Consider the following 19844-nt stretch of genomic DNA (forward strand, 5'->3'; position numbering starts at 1 on the left):
GTGGCGACCGGCATCCCTCGCCGTTCGTGGCGTTCTCCGCAGGCGCGCAGAGGGCGCCCGGACGAACGCTTCCGTGACGCAGCGCGCCCCCTCAGATCCTTGTCCACCCGTCGGCGTGCCGGCGCACCCCTCCTTCGAGCTCGAGGACGCCGAGCATCGCCTTCGCGACGCCGGGATCGAAGCCTGCCCGTCGCGCGATCTCCTCCGTGGACCGCGGCGTCCGGCGGCTGAGCGCGTCGAGCAGACGGGTGCGGTCGTCGGTGCGCCCGGCAGCTGCGGAGCCCGAACCCCGCTCGCGGTCGAAGCCGATGAGCTCCCGCACCTCGTCCGGTGTGGTGACGCACTGCGCGCCGAACTCCCGAAAGAGCCGGTGGCATCCCGCCGATGCCGCACTCGTCACGGGTCCCGGCACGGCGCCGAGAGGGCGCCCGAGCGCGGCAGCGTGACCCGCGGTGTTGAGCGACCCGCTCCGCCATCCGGCCTCGATGACCACAGTGGCGTGGGTCGACGCGGCGATGAGCCGGTTGCGCTGAAGGAAGCGCCATTTCGTGGGCGTGGTGCCGCAGGGCACCTCGGCGGCGATCGCGCCACCCGACTCGGCGACGCGGCGCAACAGGTCGTCGTGCCCGGCGGGGTACGGGCGGTCGACACCGCCCGCGAGGAAGGCCAGCGTGGGTCCGCCCGTCGCGAGCGCCGCGCGATGCGCCATCCCGTCGATCCCGTATGCGCCGCCGGACACGACGGTGATGCCATCGCCGGCCAAGGCGGCCGAGAACTCCGACGCCACGTGCTCCCCATACGATGTCGCAGCGCGCGCCCCGACGAGAGCCACGCATGATCGCTCGCTTCCGATCGATCGGACGTCGCCTCGCACCCAGAGGCACCGAGGAGCGTGCGCGCCGAGATCCGAAAGCCCCGCCGGCCAGTCGTCGTCGTCCGACGTGACCAGACGCACGCCGCTGAGGCGGGCGCGCTCGAACGCGTCGTCCAGCCCTCCGACCCGTGGCATCCATCGCCGGCGGGCCGCATTGAGCGTGGAGTCCTGCAGATCACGATCGCCGGGTTCGGTGAGTGCCACGGTGAGCGCGTGAACGGCTCCGAGCGCGTCGACCAGTGTGCCCGCGATCCCATCGCCCGGTTCCGTGAGGCACGACCACACGGCAGCGGCATGCCGGAGGGCGAGCTGCGCCGGGTCGTCGAGGATCGCGGGATCGACGAGACCACTCAGCCGTGCGCGCATGATGTCGACGTCGTCGCTCACGAAGACACCCCGCGCTTGAGGAAGAGAGCCCGCCCGATGTCATCGACCGAGAGACGCGAGCGACGATCGAGGTCTGCGATCGACCACGCCACCCGCAGCACGCGGTCGTACCCGCGCAGAGTGAGCCGCCCGCGCTGCAGCGCGTGGTCGAGTGGACGCCTGACCACCGGTTCCGGGCGCATCGGTCCGCTGCGAAGCCATTCGCCTGCGACGGCTGCGTTGGTGCGCCAGGGAGTGTCTGCGAGCCGCCGCCGAGCACGTTCTCGCGCGTCGAGCACCCGTTCGCGCGCATCCGCCGTGGTGGTGCGGCTCGCGTCGACTGAAGCGGCGACCGACACGCGGTGAAGGCCGAGCTCCATGTCGATCCGATCCACCAACGGACCGGTGAGCTTGCCGAGATACCGGCGGATCGCGAGCGACGGGCAGGAGCAGGCGCCTCCGGGTAGCCCGTAATTGCCGCACGGGCACGGATTCGTGGCGAGGACGAGCTGGAAACGGGTCGGAAACGTCGCACGGAATCCTGCGCGATGGATCTCGATCTCGCCGTTTTCCAGCGGCTGCCGGAGAGCATCGAGAGTGTGCGAACCGAACTCTCCGGCCTCGTCGAGGAACAGCACTCCCCCGCTCGCACGAGCGATCGCCCCGGGCAGGACCGTGCGGCTGCCACCTCCGATCAACGAGGTGGCACTCGCCGTGTGGTGGGGCGCTTCGAAGGGCGGCGTCCGCGGGAGGGTGTCGACGGGCATCCCCGACAGCGAGCGGATCGAGGCCACCTGAAGCGCCGTCTCGTCGTCCAAGTCGGGAAGAATTCCCGGCAGCCTCCGGGCCAGCATCGTCTTACCCGCGCCCGGCGGGCCGCTCATGAGCACGTGATGGCCGCCCGCGGCCGCGACCACCAGAGCGTCCACCGCGTCGCGCTGTCCGATCACATCCGCCAGCTCCGGCGCGGGCGCCGCCGTCGCCCCCGGGCCGAGGCCTCCCATGGGAACCGGGTCGAGGACGGTCTCCGGCACGTCCACGCCGTGGAGGCGTGCGACATCGCGGAGACTGATCGCGCCGCGCACCTCGATCCCCTCGACGAGGGACGCCTCGTCGGCGTTGGCGTAGGGCACGATCACACGGCGGATGCCGGCCCGGGCAGCCGCCAGGACCGCGGGCAGGACGCCCGGCACGGGTCGAAGTCGCCCGTCGAGACCCAACTCCCCCAGATGCACGGTCTGCGCGAGGGACGCGCTGTCGAGAGGCATCTCGGTGGCGACCGCCGCGATGGCGACCGCGACGTCGAGACCGGTGCCGCGCTTGGGCAGGTTCGCGGGTGAGAGGTTCACCGTCACGTGGCGCCGGGGAAGCGGCAGGTCGCTGTTCGCACAGGCGTTGTGCACGCGTTGCTGCGCTTCGCCCACGGCCTTGTCCGCCAAGCCGATGATCGAGAAGCCCGGCACCTGGTTCGACAGATCGGCCTCCACCTCGACCAGGTCGCCCACAAGGCCGGTCAACACGACCGACCACGTCCTGCTCACGCTCATCGCAGGTCCTCGAGGTGCTCGACGAGAGCTGTGGCGGGCTCGCCGCCCGTGACGCCGATGACATCCAGGCGCAGGCGCCGACCTCGCGCCCGTTCCGGGTGCGCTCGGCTCCAGGCCCCCGCGAGCCGCCAGAGCCGGTCCCGTTTGCGCGCGTCGACCGCCGAGAAGGGATGCCCGTAGCCCGTGGACCGCCGCGTCTTCACCTCGACGATGACGAGGTCGCCTCCTCGGACCGCGACGAGGTCGATCTCACCCTCGGGACAACGCCAGTTCCTGTCGAGCACGTCGTAACCCGAGGATCGGAGATATGCCTCGGCGCGGCGTTCGCCCGCACGGCCGAGGTCGTCTTTCGCTGCCATGCCGACAGCGTGGCGGGCTCTCCTCCCCGCCGGACCCGTTCAGGACCAGCGTGTGCGCACCCGAGGATGCGCGGATGCTGGGGAGAAGTCGTCAGCCGTCGAGGGAGAGCTCGTCAGGGATCTGGAAGTCCCGGCGCTGCAGCTCTTCGACGTTCACGTCTTTGAATGTCAGGACACGGACCGACTTCACGAAGCGATCGGCGCGGTAGATGTCCCACACCCACACATCGGTCATGGAGATCTCGAAGTAGAAATCGTGCTCGGTGTCCCGGCGCACGACGTTCACCTCGTTCGCGAGGTAGAAGCGGCGCTCGGTCTCGATCACGTACTGGAACTGCCCGACGACGTCGCGGTACTCCTTGTACAGAGCCAGCTCGAGCTCACGGTCGTAATCCTCGAAGACTTCGTCATCCATGGTGCTTCCATCCTAGAAGAGCGTCGGCGCTCCGGTGATCGCCCACGAGGCTCGATGATGTTCGCTGAGCCCGTGTTCGCTGATGGCGGCGCGGTGGTGGGCGCTCGCATACCCCTTGTTGCGCTCCCAGCCGTACTGCGGTGTGCCGCCGTGCAACTCGATCATGTACTCGTCGCGCGCGACCTTCGCGATGACGGATGCCGCTGCGGCCGACGCGCAGTTGCGGTCCGCTTTCACGATGGGACGCACCCCCCGCCCGATTCGCGACACCGGTGTGATGTAGTCGTGATTGCCATCGAGGATCACGATCGCCGCATCGACGTCGACACCTGCTGTGCGGAGAGACTCGATCGCACGCACCGCCGCAAGCCCGAGCGCCCGGATGATCCCGACGTCGTCCACCTCCGCCGCGCTGGCCCATCCCACCGCGCTGGCGGGAACCCAGGACCGCGCGCGCTCTGCCACATCGGCGCGGCGGTGCTCGACGATCAGCTTCGAATCGCGCAGGCCCTCCAGGACTCGACGACGACTGAGCGCAGCATCCGCGACGGTCGCTCCCACGGCGACGGGGCCGGCGAGAGCACCCCGACCCACCTCGTCGCACGCGATCACCAGCGCGTGCTCGCGGAGGAGGCGGCGCTCCAGGGTGAGCTTCGGCGTTGCCGGACTCATCGCTCCGGTGAGGCCGGGACGCCGTTGAAGGCCTCATGATGCGAATCGATGCCGCCGAAGCGGTCGAGCGGCCACATCTTGAGGAACGCGCGTCCGACGATGTTCTCGATGGGGACGAACCCGCCGCCCGGCTGATCCTGGTGGAATCTCGAGTCCTGCGAGTTGTCCCGGTTGTCGCCGAGGACCCAGACCGACCCATCGGGCACGGTGACGTCGTAGTCGAGCTCGCGCGGGGCCGTCTGCGAGTCGTTGAGCTTCACGTAGTCGCGCTCGTCGATGGGGACGTCATTGATGGTCACCTGGCCCAGCGGGTTGCAGCACACCACGCGATCGCCGGGGAGCCCGATCACGCGCTTGACCAGATGCTCGTCGCTGTCGGACGCCGAGAGTCCGATCAGCGAGCCCATCCAATCGAGGGCGGCCGTCAACGGGGGCAGGGGCGGGTCGTACGATCCGGGCAACCAGCCGCCGGGGTCCTTGAACACGACGACATCCCCCCGCTCGTACGCGCCGAATCGGGGCGTGAGCTCGTCGACGAGGATGCGATCGTTCTGGACGAGCGTGTTCTCCATCGACCCCGAGGGGATGTAGAACGAGCGGACCAGGAACGTCTTCACCAGGAACGAGACGAGGATCGCCACCAGCAAGATGACGAGGACGTCCCGGAGGAAGAGCCAGGGGCCGCGACGGGAGCGCGGAGCGGCCGCGCTGTCGATGTCGGGCGACGGGGAGTCCGAAGTCATGCTGTCCTTCACCGGCCGTCCGGTCATCGGAGGCCACAGTCCAGGGTCGCACATCGCCGGCCGCGCAATGGCCGCGAACACCCCTGAGAATGCCCGGATACGACGAACGCCCCGGAACCGAGGTTCCGGGGCGTTCGTCGTGAGAACGCGATCAGCGGTCGCGCTTCTCCTTGATCTTGGCCTTCTTGCCGCGCAGGTCGCGGAGGTAGTACAGCTTCGCGCGACGCACGTCACCGCGGGTGACGACCTCGATGTGGTCGATCACGGGGCTGTGCACGGGGAAGGTACGCTCCACGCCCACCTGGAAGCTGATCTTGCGGACGGTGAAGGTCTCGCGGACGCCATCACCCGAGCGGCCGATGACGACACCCTGGAAGACCTGGATGCGCGAGCGGTTGCCCTCGGTGATGTTGACGTGGACCTTCACGTTGTCGCCAGCGTTGAAGACGGGGATGTCGGTGCGGAGCGAAGCCGCATCGACGGAGTCGAGGATCTGCATGATCGTCACTTCCTGCGACCGCCACAGGTCGATCGCGAGAGTAAGAGGAAAAAGGATGCGGTGCCCGAGACGCCGCACGCGGCGTCATGCTCCCCTGAGGCAGAGATGTGTCAGGGCACGAAGAATCATTCTGTCACGAATCCGAGACGGCACAAAACGCTTAATCCCTGCGGCGCTGACCCTCTTCGATGACCACGACGGGCGCAGGCGCCTCGGTCCTCGCCGGGGCCGTGTATCGGCGCAGGATCGCCGTGGGCTGGGTCTCTTGCAGCAACTGGCGCAGCGACAGCCAGAACAGGCCGAAGAACACGACGACGGCGGCGATCAGGAGAGGCCAGAACCACTGCTGGTTGAACAGTCCGACGGCGATCGTCAGCACGTGCCAGAGTCCGAACCCTGCGACATCCCGCCACGAGACGGCGCGGCTATGGCGAACCGTGCCTCGGGCTCGGACGAGGAACGTGAGGACGAGCTCGCCGACGAGAACCGACGGCATAGCGATGAGGAGCACCCAGATGAGGGCCCATCCGCCGGCATCCGATGCGATCCACCCGACCAGCAGCCAGAGCGGCAGCACGACGGATGCTGGAGCCAACCAGTGGAAGAACGCGCGACGCAGCCACATGCTTCGATGCTACGCCTCTCGCCCGTGCACGGGCTGAGGGTCGAGCGTCGCTCAGTCCGGCAGCAGGTCGGGGCGACGCGCCTTCGTCCGCTCGACCTGCTGGTCCCGGCGCCATTGTGCGACACGTCCGTGATGGCCGCTCAGCAGCACATCGGGCACGTCGTGACCGCGCCAGGAGGACGGTTTCGTGTAGGAGGGATACTCGAGCAGCCCGTCCTCGTGCGACTCCTCGACGAGACTCGCGGGGTTTCCCACCACGCCGGGCACGAGGCGTCCGATGGCTTCGATCATCGCCATGGATGCCACCTCTCCCCCATTGAGGACGTAATCGCCGAGGCTCACGAGGCGCACCCTTCCCAGGGTGGCGGCGTACGAGAACACGCGCTCGTCGATCCCCTCGTAGCGGCCGCACCCGAAGACGAGGTGCTGCTCGGTGCTCAGCTCGCGAGCCGTCGCCTGGGTGAAGAGTTCGCCAGCCGGCGACGGAAAGATGATGACCGGGCCGGGCGCGGCGTCGGGAGTCGTCGACACGATGTCGTCGAGCGCGTCGCCCCATGGCTCGGGCTTCATGACCATGCCCGCGCCGCCGCCGTAGGGCGTGTCGTCGACGGTGCGGTGTCTGTCGGTGGTGTGCGCGCGAAGGTCGTGCACGCGGACGTCGAGAAGCCCCGCGCCCCGTGCCTTGCCGAGGAGTGACACCTCGAGGACGTCGAAGAATGCGGGGAAGATCGTGACGACGTCGATGCGCACGTCAGGCCTCGGTCGCGTCCTCGTCGGCGTCGGATGCTGCAGCGACGGTCTCCGAGGGGGCGTCGTCCTCCCCGGCGATGTCCTCGAACAGCCCTGCGGGGGGCGTGACGATGAGGCGGCGGGCGGTCATGTCCACCTCGGGGACGATGGCCTTGACGAACGGGACGAGGACCTCGCGGTCGTCATCGCCCTCGAGCCGGACGCTCAGGAGGTCCTGCGAGGGGAAGTGATCGATGCGGGTGACCGTGCCGATGACCGCGCCGTCGCGAACGACGTCGAGGCCGATGAGTTGATGGTCGAACCATGCGTCGTCCTCGGTCGACTGCTCGGCCTCGTCCTGATCGAGCCAGAGGATCGCCCGGACGATCGATTCCGCTGCTTCGCGGTCGTCGACGCCTTCGAGGAAGATCACGGGGTGCGTGTTCATCCAGCGGAACTCGCGGACCGTGACGGCCTTGCCGTGCCACGGCGAGGATTCCGGCACCTGCAGGGTGAAGACGGCTCCGGGGACGAAGCGCCCGTCCGGGTCGTCTGTGAACAGCTCCAGCTTCAGCGCGCCCTTGAGGCCGTGCGCCTTCACCAGTCGCCCGACGCGGAGCTGCGTGCGGGCGGGCTTCGCTGCGGACATGTCAGTCGTCCGCCACGTCGACGCGCACACGCTTGCCGTCGGCGAGGGCCGACACCAGCGTTCGCAGCGCCTTTGCCGTGCGTCCGCCGCGCCCGATCACGCGACCCCGATCATCGGGGTGCACACGCACCTCCAGCACGTCGCCTCGCGGCGAGGTGCTGGAGCGGATGGTCACATCCTCCGGGTGATCGACGATCCCCTTGACGATGTGCTCGAGCGCGGCGGCCAGCAAGGTGTTACTCCGAGTCGGTCGAGTCGGCCGCGGCGTCAGCCTCGGCGGGAGCGTCGGCCTTCTTCTCGGCCTTCGGCTTGACGACGGACTTCTTCGACGAGTCGATCTCGAACGGAGCCTTGGGCTCGGCGACCTTCACCGTCGAAACGGCGTTGGCGTCACCCTTGAACTTGCCCCAGTCGCCGGTCAGCTTGAGGAGTGCCGCAACCTGCTCGGTCGGCTGCGCGCCGACGGAGAGCCAGTACTGAGCTCGCTCGGAGTCGACCTCGATGAACGAGGGCTCCTCGGTGGGGTGGTACTTGCCGATCTCCTCGATGACACGACCATCGCGCTTGGTGCGCGAGTCGGCGACGACGATGCGGTAGTAGGGTGCGCGGATCTTGCCGAGGCGCTTGAGACGAATCTTGACAGCCACAATTCTCCTGAATGGTGTTGCGAAAGGTGATGAACGTCGCCTGGAGCGTGGGGTGCACACCCGGCGGGAGCTCTGCGGTGGACCGTCGAGCCGGATAGAGGGTCGAGCAAGGCGGTCCAACCGTCTATTCTGCCAGATGTCCCGGCCTGCCGCGAACCGTTCGGACGGCGTGGCACACTGGGCCCATGACGGTGACCTTCGCCCCCTCTGCCCGCGCGTCCGTCGGAATCGAGTGGGAGATCATGCTCGCCGACCGCGAAACCGGCGACCTGGTTCCGCGCGCGCCCGAGATCCTCGACCTCGTCGAGGCACAGACCGAACACGAGCGGCACACCGTCACGGGCGAACTCCTGACGAACACGATCGAGGTCACCAGCGGCGTGGGCGACACCGTCGCCGCCGCTGTCGACGACATCGCCGATGCGATCGATCTGGTCCGCACGGTCACCGATCCACGCGGCATCGAGTTGCTCTGCGCCGGCAGCCATCCGTTCGCGCGCTGGTACGACCAGGGGATCACCGACAAGACCCGGTACCACTCCCTCATCGAGCGCACCCAGTGGTGGGGGCGCAACATGATGATCTGGGGCATCCACGTCCACGTCGGCGTCGAAGATGTGAGCAAGGTTTTCCCGATGATCAACGCGCTCTCGGCCTACCTTCCGCACCTGCAGGCGCTCTCGGCGTCGAGCCCGTTCTGGGCGGGCGATCGCACCGGGTACGCCTCCAACCGTTCGCTGGTCTTCCAGCAGCTGCCCACAGCGGGCCTGCCGTGGCCGCTCGAGACGTGGGGCGAGTACGAGTCCTATCTCGACGACATGGTGCGCACCGGCGTCATGGCCGATGCGACCGAGGTTCGATGGGACATCCGGCCGGCCCCGCGCTGGGGCACCATCGAGATCCGCGCGTGCGATGGCATGTCCACCCTCCCCGAGCTTGCGGCAGTGGCGGCGCTCGTCCAGGTGCTGGCCGAGCACTTCTCGCGGATGATCGACGAGGGCCGGGAACTGCCGACCATCCAGCCGTGGTTCGTCAGGGAGAACAAGTGGCGGGCGGCCCGCTACGGCCTCGAAGCGGACATCATCGTCGACCGCGCGGGCACGCAGCGACCTGTGGCGGCGCACCTCCGGGAGATCATCGACGAACTCGAGCCGATCGCCGTCGAGCTGCACTGCGCCAAGGAGTTCGCCGAAGTCCGCGCGATCCTCGACCGAGGTGCGAGCTACGCACGACAGATCATCGTGGCGGATGCCGCAGACGGCGACCTCCGCGAGGTCGTCCATCACCTGATCCGCGAATTCCGGGGCGGACCGACCCTTCGCGAGCACGTCTCCGTCGGCTGAGGCGCCCGGCTCAGCTCTTGCCGAAGAGCTTCTGGATCTCGGCGAGGTCGGCCTCGCTGGGCTGAGCAGGAGCCTGCGTCCCCAGCCCGAATCCGGAGCCGGCCGGCGCGGAAGGTGCTCCCGCGGTCACGCCCGCATTCTCGGCGGCGCGCTTGGCCGGATTGCCCGACCGCGACCCGCCTGAGGTCTTCTGCTTCTTCCCGCGCTTGCTCGATGCGCCGGGCTTTCCGCCGACCGCACCCATGCCGGGCATGCTGGGCACACCACCGCGAGCGACGGTCTTCATCATCTTGGCGGCCTGGTCGAATCGCTGGACCAGTTGGTTCACGTCGGTGACCGTCATTCCCGAACCGCGGGCGATCCGCAGGCGCCGCGAGCCGTTGAGGAGCTTCGGGTTCCGCCGCTCCGCGAGGGTCATCGAACGGATGATGGCTTCGGTGCGGTCGATCTCCCGCTCGTCGAAGCTCTCGATCTGCTGCTTCATCTGACCCATGCCGGGCAGCATCCCGAGCATCTTCTTCATCGAGCCCATCTTGCGGACCTGCTGCAGCTGCTCCAGGAAATCCTCGAGCGTGAACTGCTCCGTCGCGAGCTTCTGGGCGACCTTCTGTGCCTCCTCCTCGTCGAAGGCTTCCTGAGCCTGTTCGATGAGGGTGAGGATGTCGCCGAGATCGAGAATCCTGCTCGCCATGCGGTCGGGGTGGAAGGCCTCGAGGTCATCGAGTCCCTCGCCGGTCGACGCGTAGATGATCGGGCGCCCCGTGAGCGAGGCGACGGAGAGCGCGGCACCACCGCGGGCGTCGCCATCGAGCTTGGAGAGCACGACGCCGGTGAAGTCGACGCCATCCTGGAACGCTTTCGCCGTCGCGACGGCATCCTGTCCGATCATCGCATCGAGGACGAAGAGGACCTCGTCGGGGTCTGTGGCGCGACGGATCGCGGACGCCTGCTTCATGAGCTCGGCGTCGACGCCGAGGCGGCCGGCGGTGTCGATGATGACGACGTCGTGCTGCTGGCGCTTGGCGTGCTCCACTCCCGCCTTCGCGACCTTCACCGGGTCACCGACGCCATTGCCCGGCTCGGGGGCGAAGATGGCCGCCCCGGCGCGCTCTGCGACGACCTGCAGCTGCGTCACCGCGTTGGGGCGCTGGAGGTCGCAGGCGACGAGGAGCGGCGTGTGGCCGTCCTTCTCGAGCTGCTTAGCGAGCTTGCCCGCGAAGGTCGTCTTACCGGAGCCCTGGAGCCCCGCGAGCATGATGACGGTGGGGGGCTGCTTGGCGAACTGGAGTCGCCGCTGCTGGCCTCCCAGGATCGCGACGAGCTCCTCGTTGACGATCTGCACGACCTGCTGAGCGGGGTTGAGCGCGCGGTTCACTTCGTCGCCGAGCGCGCGATCGCGCACCTTGCCCGTGAACTCCTTCACGACCTGGAGCGCCACGTCGGCGTCGAGGAGTGCACGACGGATCTCGCGGACGGTGCCGTCGATGTCCGCGGGCGTCAGCTTCCCCTTCGTGCGGAGGGAGCGGAAGGTCTCTGTGAGCCGATCGGAGAGCGTGCCGAAAGTTGCCATGATCCCGCAAGTTTACGCGAGCGTGACGGCGGCGATGTCGAGCGCCTCGCCGAGCCTCCCGGCAAGAGGCGCCCGGCCGGGACCATCGTTCGCCCACGCGCCCAGCGCGGCGACCACGGCCCCCGCGTGAGCGGCGCCCGCCACCTCGGCTCGGAGCGGAGCCACCCCGTCCGTCATCAGCCGGGCGGTCACCGCGCGGGAGATCCTCGTCTGGCGCCACCCTGCCCCGCGGTCGAGTTCGTCTCGAAGGCCCATCGCATCGGCGTGCACGAGCGCGAGCGCGAGACCGTCAGGCTCGAGATCCACGGCCAGACCCTCGAGCGCCGGGCGGACCCCGCCCACGGCCAGGGCGGCCTCGACGCGGCGCAACCTCTCGTCGAAGCCGGCCCAGATGATGGCAGCTTTCGAATCGAAGTAGTTGAAGAAGCTCGACCTGCTCACACCCGCCCGCGCGGCGATGTCACCCACTGCGGTGCCGTCGTAGCCGCGTTCGAGGAAGAGCTCGCAGGCGGCCTCGGTGATGGTCGCGCGCGAGCTCGCACGCGGGCGCCCGGTCGTCATTGCGCCAGCCTATCGGCGCGCTATTGTTGGACGCAGTACAAGAACCCCCTCGTCAGGAGAATCGTGCTCGACATCGTGACCCTCGGGTTGGCGCCCGGTTATGTCCCCTACTCCGATGCCTGGGCGACCCAGCGACGGCGTCACGAAGAGGTGGTGGCCGGAACGCGTCCGGACACCCTCTTCCTTCTCGAGCACGAGGCCGTCTACACGGCGGGAGCCCGCTCCACGCCGGACGATCGACCGGACGACGGCACTCCCGTCGTCGATGTCGACCGCGGCGGGCGCATCACGTGGCACGGCCCCGGGCAGCTCGTGGGCTACCCGATCGTCCGTCTCGCGGAGCCCGTGGACGTCGTGGCGCACGTTCGGCGGCTCGAAGAACTCCTCATGACGGCTCTTCGCGAGTTCGGTGTGGCCGGGCGCCGCGTCGAAGGCCGGAGCGGGGTGTGGGCAGGACCTCACGGCGGGGAATCGAAGGTCGCTGCGATCGGCGTCCGCGTCCAGCGCGGCGTGACGATGCACGGCTTCGCCCTGAACTGCGACAACTCCCTCGAGCCGTTCGACCGTATCGTCCCCTGCGGGATCGCGGATGCCGGCGTGACCACCGTCAGCGAGATCATCGGATCGCGCGTCGCACCGCGAGAGGTCGCCGGCACCGTGGCATCCGTGTTCTCCGCCGCTTTCGATGCGGAGGTGGCGGCATGAGCGCCAGCGTCGCAGCACCCGGTCCGGGCGGACGACGGATGCTGCGCCTCGAGGTCCGCAACGCGCAGACCCCGATCGAGCGCAAGCCGCCGTGGATCAAGACCAAAGCACGGATGGGTCCGGAATATCAGGCGCTGCAGAGCCTGGTGAAGGACGAGGGACTGCACACGGTGTGCCAGGAGGCCGGATGCCCGAACATCTTCGAGTGCTGGGAGGACCGCGAGGCGACCTTCCTGATCGGCGGATCGCAGTGCACTCGTCGATGCGACTTCTGCCAGATCGACACCGGGAAGCCCGCCGACTACGACACCGACGAACCGCGTCGTGTCGCCGCGAGCGTCGCCGCGATGAAGCTTCGGTATGCGACCGTCACGTGCGTCGCCCGCGATGATCTCCCCGACGGCGGAGCCTGGTTGAACGCGGAGACGGTGCGTCGCATCCATGCCGACAATCCCGGGACGGGCGTCGAGCTGCTCGCAACCGATTTCAACGGCGACCCCGCACTCCTTGACGAGGTGTTCGCATCGAAGCCCGAGGTGTTCGCGCACAACGTGGAGACGGTGCCCCGCCTGTTCACGCGCATCCGGCCCGCCTTCCGATACGAGAGATCGCTGGGCGTGCTGACCCGAGCCCACGAGGCCGGACTGATCACGAAGTCCAACCTGATCCTTGGAATGGGCGAGGAACGCGAGGAGGTCATCCAGGCGATGACCGACCTGCGCGAGGCGGGGACCGACATCCTCACGGTCACGCAGTATCTTCGACCGACACCGCGTCACCTGCCCGTGGCCTCGTGGGTGACCCCCGCCGAGTTCGTCGACTACCGCGACATCGCCCTGTCGATCGGCTTCTCGGGCGTCCTCGCCGGCCCGCTCGTCCGGTCTTCCTACCGGGCCGGGCGTCTGTGGGCCCAGTCCATGACGGCGAAGGGACGCCCCATTCCGGAGACGCTCGCCCATCTCGCCTCCGAAGCCGCGCTCGAGGGGTTCGCGCAAGCCGTCTGAACCGACGCTTCCTCCCCCGGGCGGACGCATCTCCGATCCATCCTCGGTCCGTTGTAGGACGGTCCAGCCGCATGTGCCCCGTCCTACCGTGAGGGATGCCGGGACTCCGACGCGTCCCTCAGGAAGGATCATCATGCGCATGCCCACCACCGTCACCGCGGCTGTGTCCCTCACCGCCGTCCTCGCCCTCGGCGCTCCGCTCAGCGCGCACGCACCGGCCACCGCCAGAGACGCGCCGCCGCCGCCGAAGACCGTCGTGTCGGTCACCGGCGACGCGGAGAACGGCTTCGAGATCGAGTACTACGACGGCACCGGCGAGTATCCCCCGACCGCGTCGGAGGCCCGCGCAGAGTGCGCGGAGTACGACACCAGGATCGAACGGGTGCGATGCCGGACAGAGGTGGCGACCTGGTATCGAGATCTCGCGGTGCTGCAGCAGGCGCTCGTCTGGGCGAACGCCTCGTGACCCGGAGGCGTCAGTCGGCGCTGGTCACCGACTGAACGGACCCGTCGACGTCGAGGTTCACGAGAAGGACGTCGTCGGTCGAGTCGGGGTCGAGCGCGTACTCCAGGACCGCGAAAGGGTCTTTGCCGCCGTGCTCGTCGGCGAGGATCGTCATGCTCATCAGCTGAAGAGAACGGATCACGTCCATGTGGACGTCGCCCGATACGTCGACCAGCAGATCGTCGATGTCTTCGCCGAGCACCTCCTGCTGCTGGAGGATGTATTCGGTCACTTCGCTCGTGCGATCGTCGAGCTCCGTCACCATCGCGTTGCGGGACCGCATGTCGATGTCCTCGAGCGAGGTGATCATCGCGGCCGCGACGTCCAGCGCTGTCAGGGACACGTCATCCTGATCCGGCGCGGTCAGATCGACCGTGACGCGTTGCTCGCCGAAGTCGATGACCTCCGACCAGAAGATCGATCCGTCCGGCCCGGACTCCAAGAGTCCGAAGTAGTCGTGCTCGATCGCCATGTGTCCATGAAACCAGCCTTGCGGCCCGCGCGCGAGCGGCGCACCGTCAATCGACGAGTGCGGAGGCGAAGACGTGGGGGGTGAAGCCGGTGAGATCGCCGATCCCCTCGCCTTGACCGAGCAGCTTGACCGGGATGCCGGTGCGTTCCTGCACGGCGAGGACGAATCCGCCGCGGGCGGACCCGTCGAGCTTCGTGATGACGAGACCGGTCACCCCGGCGTGCTGCAGGAAGGCCTCCGCCTGCATGACGCCGTTCTGGCCGGTCGTCGCATCGAGAACGAGGAGCACTTCGCTGATGGGCGCCTGCTTCTCGATGACGCGCCGGATCTTCGTGAGCTCGTCCATGAGCCCGGCCTTGGTGTGAAGGCGCCCCGCGGTGTCGATGAGGACGATCTCGGTTCCCGTGCGGATCGCGTGGTCGATCGTCTGGAAGGCGACGGAGGCGGGATCCTGTCCTTCCTGCTGGGGGCGGACGATGCTCGCGCCGCCGCGTTCGGCCCAGGTCGCCAACTGCTCGACGGCCGCGGCACGGAAGGTGTCTGCCGCACCGACGACGACCGAACGTCCGAACCGTTTCAGGTAGGCCGCGAACTTTCCGATCGTCGTGGTCTTGCCGACGCCGTTGATCCCGACGACCAGGATGACCGCGGGCCGCTCCGTCAGGCGGAGGGTGGTGTCGAACTTCGCGAAGTGCTCTTCGAGCGTCTCCCGCAGCATCCGCTGCAGATCCTTGGGGTCGGTCGTGCGGTAGCGCTCGACCTTCTCACGGAGCTCGTCGATGATCCGCTCGCTGATGTCGGGGCCGAAGTCCGCCGTGATCAAGGCCGTCTCGAGGTCCTCCCATGTCGTCTCGTCGATCGTGGGTTTGACGAACATGCCGCGCAGCGCGCGACTCAGAGACCAAGGACTATCCGCCATGACCCCAGGTTAGTTGACCCGGTCAGCCCTTCTCGCAGGCGATGCCGTCCTTGTCACGGTCCATCTTGATGTTCGCCTTGTACAGCGGAGTCGACGACGTCGGCTTCACCTTGAGCGGCTTGTTCTTTCCACTCACCTTGTTGAACTTCACGCCTGCCTTGGCCACGCCGCCCTTGTGAACTTTGTTGAGTGCGGTGCAGTTCGCGAACGCCTTCGCAGTGGCCTTCCCTGCCAGGGCGTGACCGGCCGAGACCGAACGTGAGGTGGGCGTCATCTCCGCCGCAGATCCGACCGCGGCCGGCCCCGCCACCAGAACACCCGCCAGCATGATCGCCACAGCGCCGCGTCGCAGCACTCCCGTGCGCACAGAAGTCTTCATTCCCACCCCGTTCGTCGTCCCCGTCGGGGAGACGCTACACCCAGCGAGTGCCCGTCACGCGTCGGAGCGTTCGCGCACTCGCTGACCGACGACGGCGGAGACGCCGTCCTGCCTCATCGAGACGCCGTACAGAGCGTCGGCGATCTCCATGGTGCGCTTCTGATGGGTGATGACGATCAGCTGGCTCGACTCCCGAAGCTGCTCGAACACGCCCAGGAGGCGGCCGAGGTTGGCATCGTCAAGGGCCGCTTCGACCTCGTCGAGGATGTAGAACGGGCTCGGTCGCGCTTTGAAGATCGCCGTGAGGAGTGCCACCGCGGCGAGCGACCGCTCCCCGCCTGAGAGCAGCGAGAGTCGCTCGATCTTCTTGCCTACCGGACGCACGGCGACGTCGATCCCGGTCGTGAGCGGATTGTCGGGATCGGTGAGCGAGATACTCCCGACGCCCCCAGGGAAGAGGATCGGGAACACCTCACCGAACGCCGTCCTGGTGTCCTCGAACGCCGCGAGGAAGATCGTCTGCATCCGCTCATCGAGCTCGCCGATGATCGTGCGGAGATCTTCGCGGGTCCGGACCAGGTCGTCGAGCTGCGCCGTGAGGAAGGCGTGGCGCTGCTCGAGTGCCGCGAACTCCTCGAGAGCGAGCGGATTGACGCGCCCGAGCTGTGCGAGTTTGCGTTCCGCCTCTTGGAGACGCTTCTGCTCGGCAGCCCGGTCGAACGGCGCGCGCTGTTCGGTGCCCGCGTTCTCACCCTCTGAAGCGGCGCTCGATGCGGCATCCTGCCGGTATTCCGCCAGGAGAATATCCTCGGTGAGGGCCAGCTCCGACCCGATACGCTCCCGAAGACTGTTCACGTGGAGACGCTTCTCGTGGATCTTCATCTCCAGGCCGTGAACCGACTCGGTGAGGCGCGCGAGACGGTCGCGCGCCGCCAGCTCGCGGGAACGCAGGGATGCGAGCTCCGCGGTGACGGCGGAGCGCGTCTGCTCGGCGCGTTCGAGGTCGAGACGGGCCTGCGCAACCGAGCGGTCGACGGAATCGAGAACCGGCGGCAGCTGATCGACCACGTTCGCCGCGACGGCGCGCTGCGCGCGGCGGATGACCGCTCGACGAGCAGCTTCCTCCGCCGCGGCTCGTTCACGCTCCCGCTGCCGCTCGAGCTGCGCGACCCGTGCCTCCGCCGCCCGAATGCGCTCCTTCAGGGTCTCGACCCCGAGCCGGCTCTCCATCTCGGCGTTCCGAGCGCCCTCCAGGGCGTCGAGCATTCCGTCTCTCGACGATGCGTCGAGCATCGGACGAGGCGTCGCCAGTGCGCGCTCGAGCGCGTCGGCCGTCGCGCGGGCGGCGACATCGGCATCGGAGACGGCGTCCGCCGCCTGCCGCACGCCGGCCTCGAGCCGGTCGCATTCTGCGCGAGCCGCCTCCAGCCGGACCGTCGCGCGGTTCACCTGCTCAGCGTGAGCAGCGAGAGCAGAGTCGTGTTCGCGTAGGGCCTGCAGGGCCTCGCGCGTGTGCGAGCGCGCGGCATCCCATCGCGCCTGCGCGTCGGCAAGGGCTTCGCGGAGCGAAGCGGCGACGACGGTGACCTCGTCCAGGCGGGCCGATGCGACATCCCGCTCGGCCGACAGCTCGAGCCTCGAGCGGGACTGGCCCGAACCCGCGCGGATCGTCGCCGACGTCACGGTCTCCCCCGCACGGGTGACCACCGTGATCTGGTGCCCGCTCTCGGCCGCGGAACGGGCCGCGGCATGCGCGGAAGCGAGGTCGTCGGCGATGGCCACGCCCGCCAGAACCGCGCGGACTCCGTCCGGAGCAGTCACGACGTCGGATGCCGCGATGAGGCCCTCGGGGAGAGTCACGTCGATTCGCGGCGCGTCGGCGACGGCCACATCGACCGACCCGAGGTCTCCAGCACGGACGGCCGTGACGACGTCGAGCGCAGCGGACACGTCGTCGACGAGAACCCCCTCCGCGACCGCGCCCAGAGCGGCTGCGACGGCCGCCTCGAAGCCGGGCGTGATCTTGACCGAGTCGCCGACGAGTCCGCGGATGCCGCGCCCGCCCTGCGCCACGATCGTCGCGGCGGCGTTGCGGATGTCGAGCGCGCGGCCGAGTGCTGCCGTCTCAGCCAGCAGCGACTCGCGCTCACGCTCCGCGGCGTGGAGGCGTTCCCGGATGCCTCCGAGCGACCCCTCCGCGTCGGAGGCGTCGCGCTGGGCGCGTTCGTACGCGGCGGAATGCTCGGCTGTCGCGTCGGACGGAACCTCACCCGTCGGCGTCGCCGACGCGAAGGCGGCCTCGGCGTCGGTGCGGCGCTCGACGGCGGAGTCGAGTGCACGCTGCTGCCTCTCGACGGCGACGCGCAGGGCGTCGCGCTTCGACGCGGCGGCATCCGCCGCACCGCGCAGTGACGCGATACGCATGTCGTGCTCGGATACCAGGGCGCTCTGCGCCGCGATGTCGGTGTCGAGGGCGTCGAGCTCGGCACGCGCACGGATGACCTGCCGCGCCGCCGCCGCAGCCGCGTCCTGGGCGTCGCCGAGCCCCGCGGCGATCTGATCGATCTCGCCACGCGCCTCACCGATCGTCGCGGCGCTGACCGTCGTCGATTCGACGGCCTGCGGAGAATCGTCCTCGAGCAGGGCGAGGCGCTGACCGGCGAGCGAATAGAGCCCCCGCAGACGCTCCTGCACCCGGCCGAGCTCGAAAGTCACCGCTCGGGCCGCATCGACCGATTCCGAGCGCTGGTCGGCCTCCAGGGCGCCGATGCGCTGCGAGATCTGGTCGACCTGATCCTGAAGAACCATCCGCTCCGCGTGCTTCTCCTGCTCGCCGCGGGCATGGTCGGCGAGCTCACGCCGAAGGCGGGCGAGCTCGTCGGCGTACAGCCGGGCCTTCGCATCGCGGACGACCGCGGCGATCGTCGCCGCCTCGCGGGCGATCTCGGCCTGTTTGCCGAGCGGCTTCAGCTGCCGACGAAGCTCACCCGCGAGATCGCTCAACCGGGTGAGGTTCGCCTCCATGGCGTCGAGCTTGCGAAGGGTCTTCTCCTTGCGCCGCCGGTGCTTGAGGATTCCTGCGGCCTCTTCGATGAAGCCGCGTCGGTCTTCGGGTGTCGCCTGCAGGACCGTGTCGAGGCGACCCTGGCCGACGATCACGTGCATCTCACGGCCGAGTCCGGAATCGCTCAAGAGCTCTTGGACGTCGAGGAGACGACACGTCTCGCCGTTGATCGCGTATTCGCTCGCTCCGTTGCGGAAGAGCGTGCGGCTGATCGTGACTTCGCTGTACTCGATCGGCAGCGCGCCATCGGCGTTGTCGATCGTCAGCTGCACCTGCGCTCGTCCGAGGGGACCGCGCGTCGACGTGCCCGCGAAGATCACGTCGTCCATCTTGCCGCCGCGGAGGGTCTTCGCCCCCTGCTCCCCCATGACCCAGGCGAGCGCGTCGACCACGTTGGACTTGCCTGATCCGTTCGGCCCGACGATGCAGGTGACGCCGGGCTCGAGCGCGAAGGTCGTAGGTTGCGCGAACGATTTGAAGCCCTTGAGCGTCAAGCTCTTGAGGTGCATACGGTCCGCCTCCGCGTCGGGTGTCGATTCAAACTAGCGGACGCGTCGGCATCTGCTCTTGACGCCGCGCGCGATACGGGTCTATCGTCAGTGCTCGCGTCAGAAGTCGAGAAAGGAGGTCCCCGACATGATTACTCGCATCAGCATCACCGGAACGGTTCCCGCCGTGTTCCCCATCGGAATGGGGACCGTCTCCTTCCGCGCATTCCAGAACACCCGCACTCACACCGCCCGCTGACTTTCGCAGGGGTGGACTCCGTCTCCTGACGACGACCGGGGTGTTCTCCCGGCCCGGCCCCTCATATCGGTGCGCGTCCACCGCTCGGTGACGCCTCCCATCGCTCTCGCGATACTCCCGTGTGCTGCGGCACACGTCTCGCCGCGCTCGCGGCATCCATCCTCTTCCGAACGGAACTCTCATGTCCTCTCTTCACGCGCCGCAGCGCACCTCGGCGGTCACCGCCGCGCTGCAGCATCCGACCCTCGCTGACCGCCGCCCTCGGACCTCGTGGCCCGACCGGCTCGCCATGCGCCTGGCTGTCGCGCTCCTTTTGTGGAGCTCGCGCCCGCAGGCGACGCCGGACGACCTCGAGCGCCGACAGCGGAATCACCGCGACCGTGTCGCCCGCGAGGCGGAGTGGCAGCTCCGGCAGGCACTCCTCGCTCCCCGTCGATGACCCATCGGGGC

At 68.6% G+C, this 19844-nt stretch carries 23 protein-coding genes; 5 read left to right on the forward strand and 18 right to left on the reverse strand.

Annotated features, from left to right (window positions below):
* Positions 1-91: 91 nt before the first annotated feature.
* The 12 genes from dprA to rpsP all read right to left on the reverse strand — a co-directional run bounded on the left by dprA (position 92) and on the right by rpsP (position 8125).
* Positions 92-1261 carry a DNA-processing protein DprA gene (gene dprA / locus ACJJV7_RS08090; protein WP_405375834.1) on the reverse strand — a complete coding sequence of 390 codons (1170 nt, stop codon included), beginning with the start codon at positions 1259-1261 and terminating at the stop codon, positions 92-94.
* The gene (locus ACJJV7_RS08095) at positions 1258-2787 is read right to left on the reverse strand and encodes a YifB family Mg chelatase-like AAA ATPase (protein ID WP_405375832.1); all 1530 of its coding nucleotides are present in this window, start codon (positions 2785-2787) and stop codon (positions 1258-1260) included. The genes dprA and ACJJV7_RS08095 overlap by 4 nt, the downstream gene beginning before the upstream one ends.
* Complete coding sequence (locus tag ACJJV7_RS08100) at positions 2784-3146, reverse strand: YraN family protein (RefSeq protein WP_405375830.1); 363 nt, start codon at positions 3144-3146, stop codon at positions 2784-2786. The genes ACJJV7_RS08095 and ACJJV7_RS08100 overlap by 4 nt, the downstream gene beginning before the upstream one ends.
* Before the next feature lie 91 nt (positions 3147-3237).
* Positions 3238-3561 carry a DUF2469 family protein gene (locus ACJJV7_RS08105; RefSeq protein ID WP_405375828.1) on the reverse strand — a complete coding sequence of 108 codons (324 nt, stop codon included), beginning with the start codon at positions 3559-3561 and terminating at the stop codon, positions 3238-3240.
* Positions 3562-3573: 12 nt separating this feature from the next.
* Positions 3574-4233, reverse strand: coding sequence for a ribonuclease HII (locus tag ACJJV7_RS08110; protein WP_405375826.1), 660 nt, complete (start codon positions 4231-4233; stop codon positions 3574-3576).
* A complete protein-coding gene (gene lepB / locus ACJJV7_RS08115) occupies positions 4230-4976 on the reverse strand; it encodes a signal peptidase I (protein ID WP_405375824.1) in 747 nt (248 codons plus the stop codon). Before lepB ends, ACJJV7_RS08110 begins: the two co-directional genes overlap by 4 nt.
* A 151-nt stretch (positions 4977-5127) precedes the next feature.
* Positions 5128-5475: a 50S ribosomal protein L19 gene (gene rplS / locus ACJJV7_RS08120; RefSeq protein WP_405376205.1), complete on the reverse strand. Its 348-nt coding sequence runs from the start codon at positions 5473-5475 to the stop codon at positions 5128-5130.
* A 160-nt stretch (positions 5476-5635) separates the two neighbouring features.
* Entirely contained in the window at positions 5636-6100 is a 465-nt protein-coding gene (locus ACJJV7_RS08125) for an MFS transporter permease (protein ID WP_405375822.1), read from the reverse strand.
* 51 nt (positions 6101-6151) lie between these two features.
* Entirely contained in the window at positions 6152-6850 is a 699-nt protein-coding gene (gene trmD / locus ACJJV7_RS08130; RefSeq protein WP_405375821.1) for a tRNA (guanosine(37)-N1)-methyltransferase TrmD, read from the reverse strand.
* A gap of 1 nt (position 6851) precedes the next feature.
* Positions 6852-7478, reverse strand: a complete 627-nt coding sequence (gene rimM / locus ACJJV7_RS08135) for a ribosome maturation factor RimM (RefSeq protein ID WP_405375819.1) — start codon at positions 7476-7478, stop codon at positions 6852-6854.
* A 1-nt stretch (position 7479) separates the two neighbouring features.
* Positions 7480-7710 carry an RNA-binding protein gene (locus ACJJV7_RS08140; protein ID WP_405375818.1) on the reverse strand — a complete coding sequence of 77 codons (231 nt, stop codon included), beginning with the start codon at positions 7708-7710 and terminating at the stop codon, positions 7480-7482.
* A 4-nt stretch (positions 7711-7714) separates the two neighbouring features.
* A complete protein-coding gene (gene rpsP, locus ACJJV7_RS08145) occupies positions 7715-8125 on the reverse strand; it encodes a 30S ribosomal protein S16 (RefSeq protein ID WP_405375816.1) in 411 nt (136 codons plus the stop codon).
* Positions 8126-8310: 185 nt separating this feature from the next.
* Between rpsP and ACJJV7_RS08150 the strand changes: the two genes are divergently transcribed.
* Positions 8311-9468 (forward strand): glutamate--cysteine ligase, encoded by a 1158-nt coding sequence (locus ACJJV7_RS08150; RefSeq protein ID WP_405375814.1) that lies wholly within the window; start codon positions 8311-8313, stop codon positions 9466-9468.
* Positions 9469-9478: 10 nt separating this feature from the next.
* On the opposite strand, the gene ffh is transcribed toward ACJJV7_RS08150, so the two are convergent.
* Both ffh and ACJJV7_RS08160 read right to left on the reverse strand, forming a co-directional pair.
* Positions 9479-11038 (reverse strand): signal recognition particle protein, encoded by a 1560-nt coding sequence (gene ffh / locus ACJJV7_RS08155; protein WP_405375812.1) that lies wholly within the window; start codon positions 11036-11038, stop codon positions 9479-9481.
* Positions 11039-11050: 12 nt separating this feature from the next.
* Positions 11051-11599 carry a TetR/AcrR family transcriptional regulator gene (locus tag ACJJV7_RS08160; protein ID WP_405375810.1) on the reverse strand — a complete coding sequence of 183 codons (549 nt, stop codon included), beginning with the start codon at positions 11597-11599 and terminating at the stop codon, positions 11051-11053.
* 63 nt (positions 11600-11662) lie between these two features.
* On the opposite strand from ACJJV7_RS08160, the gene lipB reads away from it, so the two are divergent.
* The 3 genes from lipB to ACJJV7_RS08175 all read left to right on the forward strand — a co-directional run bounded on the left by lipB (position 11663) and on the right by ACJJV7_RS08175 (position 13774).
* Positions 11663-12304 carry a lipoyl(octanoyl) transferase LipB gene (lipB, locus tag ACJJV7_RS08165; protein WP_405375808.1) on the forward strand — a complete coding sequence of 214 codons (642 nt, stop codon included), beginning with the start codon at positions 11663-11665 and terminating at the stop codon, positions 12302-12304.
* Positions 12301-13308: a lipoyl synthase gene (gene lipA, locus ACJJV7_RS08170; protein ID WP_405375806.1), complete on the forward strand. Its 1008-nt coding sequence runs from the start codon at positions 12301-12303 to the stop codon at positions 13306-13308. The genes lipB and lipA overlap by 4 nt, the downstream gene beginning before the upstream one ends.
* A 133-nt stretch (positions 13309-13441) precedes the next feature.
* Positions 13442-13774 (forward strand): hypothetical protein, encoded by a 333-nt coding sequence (locus tag ACJJV7_RS08175; RefSeq protein ID WP_405375804.1) that lies wholly within the window; start codon positions 13442-13444, stop codon positions 13772-13774.
* Positions 13775-13784: 10 nt separating this feature from the next.
* Here ACJJV7_RS08175 and ACJJV7_RS08180 read toward each other — a convergent pair whose 3' ends face one another.
* From ACJJV7_RS08180 to smc, 4 genes are read right to left on the reverse strand one after another with little or no spacing between them, the layout of a single operon-like run.
* Positions 13785-14285, reverse strand: a complete 501-nt coding sequence (locus ACJJV7_RS08180) for a DUF2004 domain-containing protein (protein ID WP_405375803.1) — start codon at positions 14283-14285, stop codon at positions 13785-13787.
* Positions 14286-14331: 46 nt separating this feature from the next.
* Positions 14332-15204 (reverse strand): signal recognition particle-docking protein FtsY, encoded by an 873-nt coding sequence (gene ftsY / locus ACJJV7_RS08185; protein WP_405375801.1) that lies wholly within the window; start codon positions 15202-15204, stop codon positions 14332-14334.
* 22 nt (positions 15205-15226) lie between these two features.
* A complete protein-coding gene (locus ACJJV7_RS08190) occupies positions 15227-15583 on the reverse strand; it encodes an excalibur calcium-binding domain-containing protein (RefSeq protein ID WP_405375800.1) in 357 nt (118 codons plus the stop codon).
* A 54-nt stretch (positions 15584-15637) separates the two neighbouring features.
* Positions 15638-19156 carry a chromosome segregation protein SMC gene (gene smc, locus ACJJV7_RS08195; RefSeq protein WP_405375798.1) on the reverse strand — a complete coding sequence of 1173 codons (3519 nt, stop codon included), beginning with the start codon at positions 19154-19156 and terminating at the stop codon, positions 15638-15640.
* A 419-nt stretch (positions 19157-19575) separates the two neighbouring features.
* Here smc and ACJJV7_RS08200 point away from each other — a divergent pair, with 419 nt between their 5' ends.
* Positions 19576-19833: a hypothetical protein gene (locus ACJJV7_RS08200; RefSeq protein ID WP_405375796.1), complete on the forward strand. Its 258-nt coding sequence runs from the start codon at positions 19576-19578 to the stop codon at positions 19831-19833.
* The last annotated feature ends 11 nt before the right edge of the window (positions 19834-19844 follow it).

This window comes from Microbacterium sp. Ld4 (assembly GCF_045066555.1).
Taxonomy (GTDB): domain Bacteria; phylum Actinomycetota; class Actinomycetes; order Actinomycetales; family Microbacteriaceae; genus Microbacterium.